Annotated in this window: 15 protein-coding genes and 1 pseudogene; 5 read left to right on the top strand and 11 right to left on the bottom strand. The window is 43.4% G+C overall.

All coding sequences use genetic code 11. From position 1 onward, the window contains the following. Window positions 1–62: 62 nt before the first annotated feature. Window positions 63–545, top strand: coding sequence for a hypothetical protein (locus UCH003_RS04470; RefSeq protein WP_060825585.1), 483 nt, complete (start codon window positions 63–65; stop codon window positions 543–545). 38 nt (window positions 546–583) lie between these two features. Beyond that, on the top strand, window positions 584–925 hold the full coding sequence (locus tag UCH003_RS04465) for a zinc ribbon domain-containing protein YjdM (RefSeq protein WP_060825584.1): 342 nt from the start codon (window positions 584–586) through the stop codon (window positions 923–925). A gap of 55 nt (window positions 926–980) precedes the next feature. On the opposite strand, the gene UCH003_RS04460 is transcribed toward UCH003_RS04465, so the two are convergent. Genes UCH003_RS04460 through UCH003_RS04445 form a run of 5 tightly spaced genes read right to left on the bottom strand, consistent with a single transcriptional unit; the run spans window position 981 to window position 3,803 of the window. Beyond that, window positions 981–1,304: a branched-chain amino acid transporter permease gene (locus tag UCH003_RS04460; RefSeq protein WP_039673037.1), complete on the bottom strand. Its 324-nt coding sequence runs from the start codon at window positions 1,302–1,304 to the stop codon at window positions 981–983. Next, complete coding sequence (locus tag UCH003_RS04455) at window positions 1,294–1,968, bottom strand: AzlC family ABC transporter permease (RefSeq protein WP_060825583.1); 675 nt, start codon at window positions 1,966–1,968, stop codon at window positions 1,294–1,296. Before UCH003_RS04455 ends, UCH003_RS04460 begins: the two co-directional genes overlap by 11 nt. Window positions 1,969–2,015: 47 nt before the next feature. Beyond that, complete coding sequence (locus UCH003_RS13680) at window positions 2,016–2,186, bottom strand: hypothetical protein (protein ID WP_158509031.1); 171 nt, start codon at window positions 2,184–2,186, stop codon at window positions 2,016–2,018. An 8-nt stretch (window positions 2,187–2,194) separates the two neighbouring features. Beyond that, the gene (gene flgG, locus UCH003_RS04450; protein WP_060825582.1) at window positions 2,195–2,983 is read right to left on the bottom strand and encodes a flagellar basal-body rod protein FlgG; all 789 of its coding nucleotides are present in this window, start codon (window positions 2,981–2,983) and stop codon (window positions 2,195–2,197) included. A gap of 16 nt (window positions 2,984–2,999) precedes the next feature. Then, the gene (locus UCH003_RS04445) at window positions 3,000–3,803 is read right to left on the bottom strand and encodes a flagellar hook-basal body protein (protein ID WP_060825581.1); all 804 of its coding nucleotides are present in this window, start codon (window positions 3,801–3,803) and stop codon (window positions 3,000–3,002) included. Between the two features lie 170 nt (window positions 3,804–3,973). Here UCH003_RS04445 and rpoD point away from each other — a divergent pair. The 3 genes and pseudogenes from rpoD to UCH003_RS04430 all read left to right on the top strand — a co-directional run. Then, window positions 3,974–5,833 (top strand): annotated as a pseudogene (gene rpoD, locus UCH003_RS04440) (RNA polymerase sigma factor RpoD); the annotation flags it as partial. A gap of 2 nt (window positions 5,834–5,835) precedes the next feature. Continuing rightward, a complete protein-coding gene (locus tag UCH003_RS04435; protein WP_060825579.1) occupies window positions 5,836–6,519 on the top strand; it encodes a hypothetical protein in 684 nt (227 codons plus the stop codon). Between the two features lie 133 nt (window positions 6,520–6,652). Then, window positions 6,653–7,132: a hypothetical protein gene (locus UCH003_RS04430; protein WP_060825578.1), complete on the top strand. Its 480-nt coding sequence runs from the start codon at window positions 6,653–6,655 to the stop codon at window positions 7,130–7,132. 81 nt (window positions 7,133–7,213) lie between these two features. Here the strand turns inward: UCH003_RS04430 and UCH003_RS04425 are convergent, their stop codons facing one another. The 6 genes from UCH003_RS04425 to UCH003_RS04400 all read right to left on the bottom strand — a co-directional run bounded on the left by UCH003_RS04425 (window position 7,214) and on the right by UCH003_RS04400 (window position 14,125). After that, on the bottom strand, window positions 7,214–7,903 hold the full coding sequence (locus tag UCH003_RS04425) for a SapC family protein (protein WP_060825577.1): 690 nt from the start codon (window positions 7,901–7,903) through the stop codon (window positions 7,214–7,216). Window positions 7,904–8,024: 121 nt separating this feature from the next. Continuing rightward, window positions 8,025–9,974, bottom strand: coding sequence for an acetate--CoA ligase (gene acs, locus UCH003_RS04420; RefSeq protein ID WP_039673053.1), 1,950 nt, complete (start codon window positions 9,972–9,974; stop codon window positions 8,025–8,027). 173 nt (window positions 9,975–10,147) lie between these two features. Beyond that, window positions 10,148–11,788: a cation acetate symporter gene (locus UCH003_RS04415; RefSeq protein WP_060825576.1), complete on the bottom strand. Its 1,641-nt coding sequence runs from the start codon at window positions 11,786–11,788 to the stop codon at window positions 10,148–10,150. Then, window positions 11,785–12,099, bottom strand: coding sequence for a DUF485 domain-containing protein (locus UCH003_RS04410; RefSeq protein ID WP_060825575.1), 315 nt, complete (start codon window positions 12,097–12,099; stop codon window positions 11,785–11,787). The genes UCH003_RS04415 and UCH003_RS04410 overlap by 4 nt, the downstream gene beginning before the upstream one ends. 131 nt (window positions 12,100–12,230) lie before the next feature. Next, window positions 12,231–12,908: a response regulator transcription factor gene (locus tag UCH003_RS04405; protein WP_041963721.1), complete on the bottom strand. Its 678-nt coding sequence runs from the start codon at window positions 12,906–12,908 to the stop codon at window positions 12,231–12,233. 2 nt (window positions 12,909–12,910) lie between these two features. Continuing rightward, window positions 12,911–14,125 carry a sensor histidine kinase gene (locus tag UCH003_RS04400; RefSeq protein WP_060825574.1) on the bottom strand — a complete coding sequence of 405 codons (1,215 nt, stop codon included), beginning with the start codon at window positions 14,123–14,125 and terminating at the stop codon, window positions 12,911–12,913. Window positions 14,126–14,215 lie beyond the last annotated feature (90 nt).

Here is a 14,215-nt window from a genome sequence, read left to right as displayed (position 1 = left end):
ATAACGGTGTCAATTTCGTATTGACTTTTTCTTGACACTTTCTTTACATGTAAGGAGTTTCTATGCGTCGTCTTTTGCTTTTATGCGTCACTACGTTGGCGTTTCTTTTAAGCGGCTGTGCTTCCAAAGAAGTCAATCCCGCGTCCTTCAACACTTCCGTGAACCTGTTGCAAGCGGGTGAAATCAGCGTTTACGATACGAAAAAAGATGCCATTTTGTTTTACACGTATACGCAAGAAAACGGAAAATTGATCGAAAACAGTTCGGGAAAATTGTTGCCGTTTCGCGTTTTATTTATGGATTTGTGGGTGACGGGATTGGGACACGACTTAAGACGCCTCACGGATAATCATGCCGAAACGATCAAAGATGCGTTGATGTACGCCGCGGAACAAAAAGGTATGCAACCCTTGCATATCAATCAAAAAGAGTTTATCATCGATACGAAATTCGCACACGATATGGTCGATGCCATCAATGCCTACGAAGAGAAGATGAAACGTTACGACCGAGACCGCAGAGTTCCGCCGCTTAAAGATCTCTAAGCGAAGCTATGCCATACTAAAAAGAAAAAGGTCTTGAAATGAGTCAACTGCCTCCGTGTCCAAAATGCAACTGTGAATACACGTACGAAGACGCCGATACGATCATTTGTCCCGAATGTGCCTACGAGTGGTCTAACAATGCCGCTTCCGACGAAGCATCGAGCAAAGTCGTCAAAGATGCTCACGGAACGATCTTACACGACGGCGATACCGTCACGGTCATCAAAGACCTCAAACTTAAAGGCTCTTCGGCAGTCATTAAAGGCGGTACGAAAGTCAAAAATATTCGACTGAATTTTGAGAGCGATCACAATATCGATTGTAAAATCGAGGGTATCGGAGCGATGGGATTAAAGTCGGAGTTTGTAAAAAAAGCCTAAATCTAAAGAGAATTTGCGAGAGAGCGTCATACGCAATGTCGCAAATTCGACGTGTTTAAAAAACGTTTTGAATTAAAATCATATACGCAAGCGTTGCGACAAAAATGCTTAGAAGCGCATTTTTAAACCTGACATGTAAGAAAATCGCAATGCCTACGCCGATGATCTCCGCCAACCCGTAAGGATAGCTTTCCCACTTCACGTCTTTAAGGGCATAAAAAACCAAAATGACCATAATCATTACGGGCATCGTAAGTTCGATATACTTAATCAGCGGCGAAGGTTCGCGGTTGCGAAACACCAAAAACGGAATGATGCGCGTCGCATACGTCGCAAGCGTCGCGACAACGATACTTCCGATAAGATAGCTACTTTCCACTTTCCATACTCCTCTTAAAAACGATCAAAACAAACGCCGCTAAACAGAGCGACAAAATCAACATTTTTTGCGGCGGAAAGAAAACCATGCCGAAAAGCCCGATAATCAGTGCCACAAAAAACGGTTTATGAAGCCTGTTTTTCTTATACAGCTCGATGGAAAGCACGACAAAAAGAGCCGTCAGCGAAAACTCGATGCCTTGGTAATTAAACGGTACGATATTGCCGAGCACCGCACCCGCAACGCTTCCGATAATCCAATAGCATTGATTTAAAAACGTAATCCACAAATAGACCCGCTCGCGTTCGTCTTTGTCAACTTCGCTCGTTTTTAAAAGGGCAAACGTTTCGTCGGTTAACCCGAATATCAAGTAGTGTTTTTTCCATGAAAAATCTTTAAACGCCGAGATCATCGAAAGTCCGTAAAAAGTATGGCGCAGATTAAGTAAAAACGTGGCGATGCCGATTTCCAAAATCGTCGCTTGCGAAGCAAACAAAGTTAAGGCCAAAAATTGCCCCGAACCCGCGAAAATAAACACGCTCATAAAAAAAGCGTAATACCACGGAATCAACAATTTCGCGAGTAAAAGCCCAAACGCCATACCCAGCGGAATATAGCCCATCATTACGGGAATCGTCAACTTAACGATAGTAAAAAAAGACACTCAAATCCTTTGACATGTAAAGATTAGTATCGGCGTTATGTAAAACGCTATTTTTGAATGTATCGATCCAAATAGTTTTTGGAGACGTTGGAATCGTGCAACGTTTGACGTACCTCTTTGGAAGGAGGTACGTTGTGAGGTTTGACGTCGCTGAAATAAAGATAATCCACCGTGACGATCAAAGCGATAATCATGACAATCGGAAGCAAAAAAATCATATTAGCGTTTATGCCTTAAGGTCGTTGACGATTTTGAGCATTTGATCGCTCGTTGTAATCGCTTTGGAGTTTGCCTCATACGCACGTTGCCCCGTAATCAAATCGGTCATCTCGTCAACCAACTGCACGTTACTCATCTCGACAAATTGCTGTCGTGTCTGCCCAAGACCGTTGAGGCCGGGCGTGCTCACGATCGGATCGCCCGAAGCGGTGGTATTGACGTAGTTATTATCGCCTAAGGAGTGAAGACCTGCGGGATTAATGAAGTTTGCCAATTCCAATTGCCCGATTTGCGTCGTTGCCGTTTGTCCCGCCTGAAGTACGGAAACCATACCGTCTACACCGATCGTAATTTGGGTTGCATCTTCTGGAATCACCAATTCGGGCAAAAGTTTATAACCGTCGCTATTGATAACGTTACCGTCTGCGTCGAGTTTAAACGAGCCGTTACGCGTATATGCCGTCGTGCCGTCGGGTAATTGAATTTGAAAAAAGCCGTTACCCGTAATTGCTAAGTCCAAAGAACCGCCGGTCTCCTTAAAATTGCCCTGCGTAAACTGTTTCGCAATCGCCGTCGGACGCGTTCCCAAACCCACTTCGATACCGGTAGGAGAAACAGACGTTCCGCTGGTGGACGTACCCGCATACGTCATGGTTTGATACATCAAATCCGCAAACTCGGCACGTTGTTTTTTATATCCGATCGTATTGACGTTTGAAATATTGTTAGACGTCGTGTCGATTTGTGTTTGTTGTGCGATCATACCGGTTGCTGCGGTATACAAAGAGCGCATCATAGGCTATCCTTTAAAATTAAGCTTTAGTCGAAGCCAATTTACTAATGGCTTCGGAATTGAGGTCGTTCATATGCGATTTCATCACTTTTTGATACATCTCGACCATACGATTGGCTTCGATCAAATTCGTCATCTCGTATACGGGGTTAATATTGCTCGTTTCCAAAAAACCTTGCGCCACAAGCTCGCCCGTATCCAGTTCGGTCAATTCGTCGGTACTTTTAAACTTGAAAAGGTTTGCACCCTCTTTTAAAAGCGATTTAACATCATCGCTTTGGACGATATAAAGACGTCCGATCTCATCTTCTCGGTTGTACAAATTGCCGCTTTTATCGACGCGAAGTTCACCGTCGTCGGGAAGCGTAACGTATTGACGATTTTGAAAATAGGTTGACGGAAGTACGGGAAAGCCTTCTTTCGTGACCAAGGTTCCTTCGTTATTTAGCGTAAATGCACCGTTTTGCGTTAAGCGAATGCCCTGCGGCGTTTCGACCATGAAAAAAATGTCATTGCGTTTTAGCGCAAGATCAAGCGAATTGCCGGTATTTTTGATGCCGCCTTGCTCGTACTTGACGTATCCTTCAACAATTTGAGGCACGCGATCGATCGTTGCGTTCATAAATTTACTCGCCTCTTTCGTATTGTCTTTTAAGGGCATCTCTTCTTGAAATTCTTGAAAAATACGTTTAAAATCACCGATAACGACATCGTCTCTTTTAAATGCGGGCGTATTCAGATTGGCAAGATTATTGGAGATGACGTCGAGTTTGTTAAACTGGGTAACCATCGCTCCGGTAACGCTGTAATAGCCGTTTTGCATACTTTATGTCTCGCTTTTTTCATTCGTTGAGACACTAAAGCAACTCCCGTTCCATCTTTGTCCCAATTATTTTTTAACGCCGTTTAAAAAAAAACTCGGTATAATCCACATCTTTTTATGAGAATTTTAAAGAAAAATCAAACTCCTACACCCACACTCTTAAGGAGAGTTACCCTATGGCTTCAAAAGAACTTTACACCGAGTTGGAAGAACTTTTTGTCGAACATGAAAAATCATACGTAACGTATGAAAACGTCATGGAACTTTTTACCAAACCCCCGACTCCGGCAAACGTAAAAAAATTAATGGCATTGCTCGAAAAGTACAAAGTTTCGCTTATTTCATCCGCGGAAATTGCCAAACTTCGAAACAAAGAAGAAGCCAAAAAACGTGAAGAAGAGCGTCAAAAACTCCAAGACGAAGCCCTTGAAGAAGAGTTTGATCTTGCCAGCGAAAAAGAGCTTTTGGAATGGTCAAGAAGCGATAGCCCCGTTCGAATGTACCTTCGCGAAATGGGACAAATTTCACTTTTGACCAAAGACGAAGAGATTGAGATCAGCAAAAAAATCGAATTCGGCGAAGATATTATCATCGACGCATTTTGTTCCGTTCCGTACCTCATCGACTTTATTTTGGACTATAAAGAAGCCCTTATCAACCGCGAACGACGCGTTAAAGAGCTTTTTAAAACATTTGAAGACGACGACGATAGCGACGACGATAGCGATGATGAAGGCGAAGAATACGACGAGGACGGCGAAGAAAAACGTACGTTTTCTAAAAAAGACAACACGCGTACCGAAAAAGTAATCGAAAGCTTTAAAGCCTTGGAAAAAGCCAAAAAAGATTGGTTGAAAAGTTTCTCTAAGCCGCCCGAAGAAGAGTTGGATGCCGAAGAGCGTATGAACTACGATTTAGGGCTTGCGTATAAGAAAAAATTGCTCAAAGAAGCGTTGATGGACTTAGGACCGACCAGTAAGCTGATTAACGAGCTGGTAAAATCGATGGAAACTGCGCTTAAAAGCGATTTTGAATTCGATAAAGAACTCAAACGCCTTGAGTACCGTTTGCCGCTTTTTAACGACGCACTCAAAGAAAACCATATGAAGCTTCTTAAAAACATCGTCGATTTGAACAAAGAAGACATCACGACGATGGTTCCCGAAGCGACGATGGTTTCGACGTATATGGAAATTAAGAAGCTGTTCCAAACCAAAGAAGCCAGCAAACAAGGTTTTGATTTGGAACCGGAAACCCTCAAAGAGATTTTAGAGCAAATCAAACGCGGTAAACGCATCGCCGACGAGTCTAAAACGCGTATGGCAAAAAGTAACCTTCGTCTGGTTGTTTCCATCGCCAAACGTTACACCAACCGCGGTTTACCGTTCTTGGATTTGATTCAAGAGGGAAACATCGGTTTGATGAAAGCGGTTGATAAATTTGAGTACAAAAAAGGCTACAAATTTTCAACCTATGCGACATGGTGGATCAGACAAGCGATCTCTCGTGCCATCGCCGATCAAGCGCGTACGATTCGTATTCCGATCCACATGATCGAGACGATCAACCGTATCAACAAGATTATTCGTAAGCACCTTCAAGAAGAGGGAAAAGAGCCTGACATCGAGACGATCGCACAAGAGGTTGGTTTGAGTGCCGATAAAGTCAAAAACGTCATTAAAATCACCAAAGAGCCTATCTCGCTTGAAGCGCCTATCGGTAATGAAGACGACGGTAAATTCGGCGATTTCGTGGAAGATAAAAACTCCATCGCACCGATCGATCATATCTTAAAATCCGATCTTAAAGATCAGATCGATGAAGTCCTTGATCAACTCAACGACCGTGAAAAAGCGGTCATTCGTATGCGTTTTGGTTTGATGCACGACGAGAGCGATCGAACGCTTGAAGAGATCGGGAAAGAGCTCAATGTGACACGTGAACGCGTTCGCCAGATCGAAAGTTCGGCGATCAAAAAGCTCAAACACCCGAAAGTGGGACGTAAACTTAAAAACTATATCGAGAGCTAACAATGACGTTCGCTGAAGCGTGGATTGAGCACGACTACAATCCTTTTATCGTATTCGATACCAACGGCAAAATTATCTCCCTTAACCAAGAAGCGCAATACCTTCTTGGTGAGGTCAACCATAAAAAAATCTTCGACATCGCCGGGACGTATGCTAGCATGACCTACGGCTTTAAAACGACGATCGTCGATATTTCATTCGGATCGTATAAATTTTACGCGATTACGGTCGGCTACGACGATGAAACGTCCATCGGAATCAAGCTGTATAAAAGTGCCACCAAAAAGTTTGCCAATGTTGAAGAATACGGAGAGAGTGTCAATATTTACGCGCTTTTAGATTTGTGCATCAGCGCTTCTTCGACCAATACCAACATTAAATTTCGCAAAGAGTTCGACCCGACGTTTCCCGACGTTCGTCTGAAAGTTGAGGACTTTATGAAACTGCTCACGAAAGTGTATCAATCCCATGCCGCTTCGGCAACGATTACGACGCGTTTAGCCCTCATTACGGGCGAGTATATTCGTTTCAATACCAAAAAATACCCAATTTTTTCCATCTCGATCAAAGGCGAAAATCGCGATAAAGGTTACGAAAAAAGCATCGAAGAGATTGCTCAAAAAAGTAACTGCACGATTCATTTTGAGAAAGACGAAACCGTCATTCACGCCGCATTGGTCTCGTGAAACTTTTTACATGTACATACTATAAAAAGAACGATGGATATTTATGTGTCGTTCTTTTCAGCAAAAGAAATTACTGGATACCTTTGACTCAAGACATTGAGGCAAAAGATAATTTTATTTTGAGGAATTATAAATGCATAATATACTGAAATTATTGTTTTTTACATCTTCTATACTCCTTGCATCAGAGAATCTGATTAAAGATATTAATGGAATCGAATTTGGCTCGTCATATTCAAAATGGATAGGAAAACAAGGTAGCGACTCTTACACTAACTCTAAAATAGGCGATAAACTTGAATGCTATACTTCAAAACGGGAAGAAAATAGATCATTTGTATTGGAAGGTACAAAAGTTGAAGCATGGTATTGTTACACAAAGTCAAAATTTGTAACTGCTAGTTTAATATGTGCCAATAAAAATGAATATGAAAAATTGAAACATAAGTTGGTTGAAAAATATAAAGAAATCAAAAAAAAAGATTCTAATATTGAAACACTGACAATTAAAAATTCTGATAACGAAAACGCTCAGATTATTGTATTTATAAATGATAAAAATCTTTTGACCATGACAGATATTGCAACATATAAAGTTATAAATTCTCAATAATAGAAACTACATTACAATGCTAACTAGCAAGCGGTTACACGCTACATGTAACCGCCTTGAACAAGAAGAATGTGAAAAAACCTACATACCTAAACGTCGAATATTGCTAAGAGAGATCAAATGAGCCGTGATTAAAGGGGTTGCCCCTTTTTTGCACATGTCGAGTTTTTTCTTATCGTTCAAACGGTTGAATTTTTCTTCGTCGAGCGTAAAAAAGCCGTTGATCGTATGGGTTTTACCCTCTTCATCCATCACGTTCGCACTTTTTTGTACCAACAACTCTCCTTTGTAGAGCTCTTTGATGAACGCACTGCACGATTGAAGTTCGCCTTGAAAACGCACTAAAAAATCCAAAATATTTTTGGTTAAATCGCTTGGCGTTTTATCCTCTTTGAACAAAGCTCTTGCTTGATTGGACGCGTTAAGCTCTTCCAAGCCCTCTTCTTCGATCGCCAACGAAAATCCCTCTTGAGCCTCGTTTTGAACCAATGCAAACGGGTAGCGTCTCAAAAATGCGGGAACGTATTTGCCTCGTTTGAAACGTCCGTTTTCGTCCAAAGAGACGTTTTTGTCGTTAAAACCGAGTAATGCAATCGCCAGCCAATCGCCCTCTTGGTTTTTCGTAAACAAAATCGGATAATCTTTACACGCTTCGTAAAACTCCCCGATCCCCAAAGGAACGCTGATGATTTTTTCAAGATTGGGATAGCGCATTGCGTCGTTAACGGCTTTGGTTTGATCGTGCGGTTGGTTGATTACATGTAATGCCATGATGAATGTTCCTCTATGGATAGTAAAATAAAACATATCATAGCATTTTAAGGTGCAATTTGCACTGTAGAAACGATCAGAAAGGACGGCTACACTGTCACGGTGTAGCCGTTTGGAAAGATTAGAACTGGACGAGATTTTGGATCTTCTCAACGATGCTTGGATCTTCCAACGTTGAGATATCTTGAGTGATCGGCTCTTTCTTTGCGATCGAACGTAAAATTCTTCGCATGATCTTGCCGCTTCTGGTTTTCGGAAGTCCCGGAACGAAACGAATCGCATCGAGTTTGGCGATATTGCCGATCTCTTTGACGATCAGCTTGTTGAGCTCTTGGATCATGTAAACTTCTTCGCCGATGGTATCGTCGCCTTTAATCACGATATACGCAAAAATACCCTCTCCTTTGATCGGATCGGGACGTCCGACGACCGCCACTTCGGCAACGTTCTCATGATGCCCGAGGACGGCTTCGATTTCCGCCGTTCCGATGCGGTGACCCGAAACGTTAATAACATCATCCGTACGTCCGGTAATGATAATATAACCGTCTTCGTCGTACATCGCACCGTCTCCCGAAAAGTACACGGGAACACCGTCTTTTTTATGATCGCCGAAATACGACTTCACAAAGCGATCGCTATCACCCCAGATATTGCGAATCATGGACGGCCACGGGCGCGTAATGCATAAAAAGCCTTTTTCATGCGGCGTGCTCACGCGTTGTCCATGCTCATCTAAAATCTCTGCTTTAATGCCCGGAAGCGGAAACGTCGCCGAACCAGGTTTAATCGGTGTCGCACCCGGAAGCGGCGTAATCATATGACCGCCCGTTTCGGTTTGCCACCACGTATCCACGATCGGACAACGTCCGCCGCCGATCTCCTCATAGTACCACATCCACGCATCGGGATTGATCGGTTCGCCGACCGTTCCTAAGACTTTGAGCGAACTCAAATCGTAACGTTTGGGTGCATCGGCTCCCTCTTTATGCAACAATCGAATCGCCGTCGGTGCGGTGTAAAACTGATTGACGCGATGCTCTTCGATCATACTCCACCATCGACCGACATCGGGGAACGTCGGAACGCCTTCGTACATAATGGTCGTTGCACCCATTGCCAACGGACCGTAAACGATGTACGTATGCCCCGTTATCCAGCCCACGTCCGCCGTACACCAAAACGTATCGTTTTCTTTCACGTCGAAAACGTGTTCCATCGTGTATTGCGCCCAAAGGATATAACCGGCACTACTGTGCTGAACGCCTTTAGGTTTACCCGTACTTCCCGAGGTATAAAGTAAGAAAAGCGGATCTTCCGCATCCATCCACTCAGCCTCGCAGTATTGCGATTCGTTCATGATAATTTCGTTGTAAACGTAATCGCGCCCCGGAACGTACTCGATGTCCTCAAAGTTGCGTTGAACGATCAACACTTTGTCGCAACATTCACACCCTTCTTTCAGTGCTTCATCGACGACGGGTTTTAACATGTAAGGTTTACCGCGTCGAAACGCACCGTCGGCGGTGATGACGAGTTTGGCCTGTGCATCTTGAATACGATCTCTTAAAGCATCTGCCGAAAACCCGCCGAATACGACCGAATGGATCGCTCCGATTTTAGCGCACGCCAACATCGCAAACGCCGCTTCGGGAATCATCGGCATGTACAAAACGACGCGGTCGCCTTTTTTAATCCCGAAACGATTGCGCATCAAATTCGCTAAACGATTGACGCGATAAAAAAGTTGAAGGTAGGTAATGATGCGGCGTTTGCCGTCTTCACCTTCCCAAATAATCGCCGCCTTATTTTTACGACTGTTTAAATGCCTGCCTAAACATTGATGCGTAACGTTGAGTTTTCCTCCTTCAAACCATTTGTAAAACGGAGCGTTATCTTCGTTGAGTACGCGATCGTAAGGTTTAAACCATTCGATTTTTTCGCGAGCAAGCTTATCCCAATACCCCTCGAAATTTTCATCGGCTTGAATACAAAGCTCTTTGTATTCGCACATATTTTTAATTCTTGCCTCTTTGCTGAGTGTTCTGTTAGGTTCAAAAACGTGTGACATTGTTCTAATCCTTAAAGTTCATTTTTACACGGTGTTTGGGCAAAGCCCAAACACCTACTAAAGCTTGCTTCTAACGAAGCAGAATTTCTTTACATGTCAAGGCAAAGCCCAAACACCTACTAAAGCTTGCTTCTAACGAAGCAGAATTTCTTTACATGTCAAGGCAAAGCCTCTTAATGTGCGCTTGCGCCCTCCGCACCGATACCCGTTTGACTTCGGATAAATTGGTGCTCGTAGGCCTCGATCTCTTTTTTAGCATCTTCGCTTTGATCCATTAAAGAGAAGAGCCAAATTCCGATAAAGGCAACCGCCATCGAGAAGATCGCCGGATTGCCGTAGGCGTAAATCGCGGTTTTATTGCCTAAGACGTCCACCCAAACCGCTTTACTCAAGACGACCAACACGACCGCCGTTAAAAGTCCCAACGATCCGCCCCAAACGGCGCCTTTGGTCGTCAACTTTTTCCAGAACATCGATAAGAACAAGATAGGGAAGTTCGCACTTGCCGCAATTGCAAACGCAAGTCCTACCATGAACGCGATGTTTTGTTTTTCAAACGCAATTCCCAAGAAAATCGCAACAATACCTAAAGCGATCGTCGAGTATTTCGATACCTTCATCTCCATCATCTCATCCACGCGACCTCTGGCAAAGACGTTCGCGTAAAGATCGTGGCTGACCGCACTTGCACCCGCAAGCGTCAATCCCGAAACAACCGCCAAGATCGTCGCAAACGCAACCGCCGAGATAAACCCTAAGAAAAGGTTTCCGCCGATCGCATGGGCCGTGTGAATCGCCGACATGTTACCCCCGCCGATAATGCCGCCTTTAATCGGATCGAGATAATCCGGATTATTGGTTAACAAAACGATAGCACCAAATCCGATAATAAACGTTAAAATATAAAAGTAACCGATAAATCCCGTCGCAAAAAAGACCGACTTTCTCGCTTCTTTTGCATCGCTTACGGTAAAGAATCGCATCAAGATATGCGGTAATCCCGCCGTTCCGAACATCAACGCCATACCTAAGCTAATCGCCGAAATTGGATCGCTGACTAACCCGCCCGGAGCCATGATCGCAGCACTTTTCTTAGCTGCAACCGCTTGCGAAAAGAGCGTTTCAAAACTAAATCCGACTTGATACATAATCATAATCGCCATAAACGATGCGCCGGAAAGTAACAAAACTGCTTTGATGATTTGCACCCACGTCGTCGCCAACATACCGCCGAACGTTACGTAAAGAATCATCAAAATACCGACCATCACGACCGCATATTCGTAATCAAGCCCGAACAAAATCTGAATCAATTGCCCCGCACCGACCATTTGCGCGATCAAATACAACGCCACCGTCGCTAAAGAGCCTAAAGCCGCCAACGTTCGGATCGGTGTTTGTCGTAAACGGTACGATGCCACGTCGCTAAACGTATATTTTCCGAGATTTCGAAGTTGCTCCGCCACCAAAAATAAGATAATCGGCCAACCGACCAAAAATCCGATGGAGTAGATCAATCCGTCAAATCCTTTGAGGTAAACCAAGCCCGAAATGCCTAAAAACGATGCCGCGGACATATAATCTCCCGCGATCGCAAGACCGTTTTGAAAACCCGTAATTCCCCCGCCGGCAGTGTAAAAATCTTTCGCCGTTTTGGTTCTTTTAGCCGCCCAGTACGTAATGCCCAGCGTTGCTAAAACGAAAATCAAAAACATCACGATCGCCGATACGTTGATGTCGCGTTTACCGCTAAATTGTGCGTCTGCCGCAAAAACAAAGCTGCTTAAGCTTAAAAGGAGTAAGCCCCATTTCATTCGACGCTCCTTACTTCTTCTTTAATTTGATGCGTCATATCGTCAAATTCTCCGTTGGCTCGTTGAGTGTAGATACCCGTAAGCACAAACGCGATCACGATGACCGCCAATCCTACCGGAATTCCGACCGTCGTAACGCCCTCTCCGATCTTTTGCGCAAAGGTTGCGGGAGAAAAAGCAATTACGAGAATAAACGCGTAATACACGACAAGCATCACAATCGAAAGTTGCCATGCAAAGCGGCTTCTTTTTTGTACGAGTTCGGCAAATTTTGGATTTGCCTTGACTCTGTCGTAGACATGTTGGCTCATAAATGCTCCTTCATAGTAAATGTGTGAATCACGAAGAAATTGTAAATAAGTAACATAGCATTATCGTAGCATTTTCAAAACAGCAGAAGAACCGTGAAGATATTTAAAATAAATGTGTATTTTTGTAACTTTTAACGCTTTTGCTCCGGTAAGTAACGTTCAATTTTATAGCCGACGCCTTTGAGATTGACAATAAAATCTTCCTTAAGAAGCTTACGAAAACGGCTTATTTCAGCCCTAATTGTGGCATTGTCGACCGGTTCGTCGTTCCATGCGTAACTGCGAAATTTTTCGAAGTCTACCACGATGCCGATGTTCTCGCACAATAGTGTCACTATTTGTAACTGTTTTTTGGTCAAGACTTGAACATTATTATTGTAAAACAACATTTGCTCTTGTTTGGAGAAGACGTATTTGGGACTTAAGATGATGTGTTGCATCCGTTTGATCTCATACTCTTTTTTAATTTTATCGATACGAAGCCCCAACTCTTTCAGATGAAACGGTTTTTTCAGGTAATCCGACGCTCCGAGTTCAAAGGCTTGGGTAATATCGTCGATATCGACGTTGGCACTAATAAAAATGCTCGGATAGTTTTGTTCGATCTCGTTGAGCGATTTTAAGAGTTCCAAACCCGTCATTTTCGGAATGTTAATGTCTAAAATTAAAAGATCGAACGACTCTTGGCGGATCGCGGCATACGCTTCGTCTCCTTTACCGAAACTCACGACTTTGTGCCCTAACGCTTCCAAATACTCCTCAATCGAACTGCGAAGCATCCATTCGTCTTCCAAAAGCAAAATTTTCATCGTTATCCTTTCCTAAAACGGTACGTAAAACGCGTCGACGTGTCCGAAGCCACGCTGACCTCAACGTCGTTACGATCGCAAATCTCTTTGACGATATTGAGTCCCAAGCCAAAACCGCCGCGAACGTCGTTTTCACGGTAGTATCGGCTGAAAAGATTTTCAAGAGACTGAATCGTATCGCCGACGTTTTGTACTTCAAAAACAACGAATGCCTCTTGCGCGTAAAGCTTGACATGTACGTTTTGTTTTTCGTAACTGTATTTTATCGCATTGGAGATATTGTTGTCGCAAATACGCTGCAACTCGATCTCGTTGAAAACGATAAAAAGATCGGGGCTTATGTCGGTACAAAGCGTCAGCTTGTTTCCTTCGGCAACATCTTCAAAATAATGCACCCTCTCTTGTAAAAACGATGAAAAATCGACCATCGATTTGGCATAGACAACATGATCTTTTTTTGCCACGTACGCCAAATCTTCGTAAATATTGTCAAGCACCTTCACCGCCGCTTCGATTTTGACGAGGTAAGGATTTTTTTCAAATTTGAGATTGTACAAATCGATGTTCATTAAAATGATCGAAAGGGGCGTATTGATCTCGTGGATCGCATTTTTCACAAAACGGTCTTGCGTTTCCAAAAGCTCTTGCGTATAGGCGACCGAGCGTTTGAGCTCTTCGGTCTTTTGCTCGATGATCGCCTCCAAGTTGGTATTGAGCTTTGCTAGATCGTCGTTTTTACCGTGAATCTCCTCGATCATCGCGTTGGCGTGGTTGGCAATCTCGCGAAATTCTCGAAAACGCATCTTTTCCGTATCGATAAAACGGTAACTCTGCGCCGCTTCTTTAAACGACGCGACGATCAAACGCACTTCGCGCGCCATCAACTCATTGACGTAGCGGTACTCGATCGTACTGATCATATACATCACGAGTGCCAACGCATAAATTTTGACCATAAAGTCGATGATTTTATCTTTGTACTCTTTGTGCTTATGCTCCAAAACGACCTCAAGCGAATGTGCCGCTTCGACGCTGTTTCCAAGCGTTAACAATGTCGAGGGGTACGATGCTTCGATGCGTTCGATCTCTTTTTGGTAAGCAAAATATTCGTTCGCGATAATCAAACAAGCAAAAATAAAAACAAACAACCCCGCAAACAAAAGTGCCATAAAATTGATTTGGCGGATGCTTTTATTGGTTTTATCTTGCCATAACATGTAAGAGCCTTTGGAAAAACAATTTCGTCCCTATTTTACCTTATAAAAGCCTCGCTCAAACCTATTTTGGTATAATTTAGCCCAAATACA

Origin of the sequence: Sulfurospirillum cavolei (assembly GCF_001548055.1) — a bacterium.
Classification (GTDB): domain Bacteria; phylum Campylobacterota; class Campylobacteria; order Campylobacterales; family Sulfurospirillaceae; genus Sulfurospirillum.
Note: the sequence above shows the minus strand (reverse complement) of the source record. Positions and strands in the feature narration are given on the sequence as shown.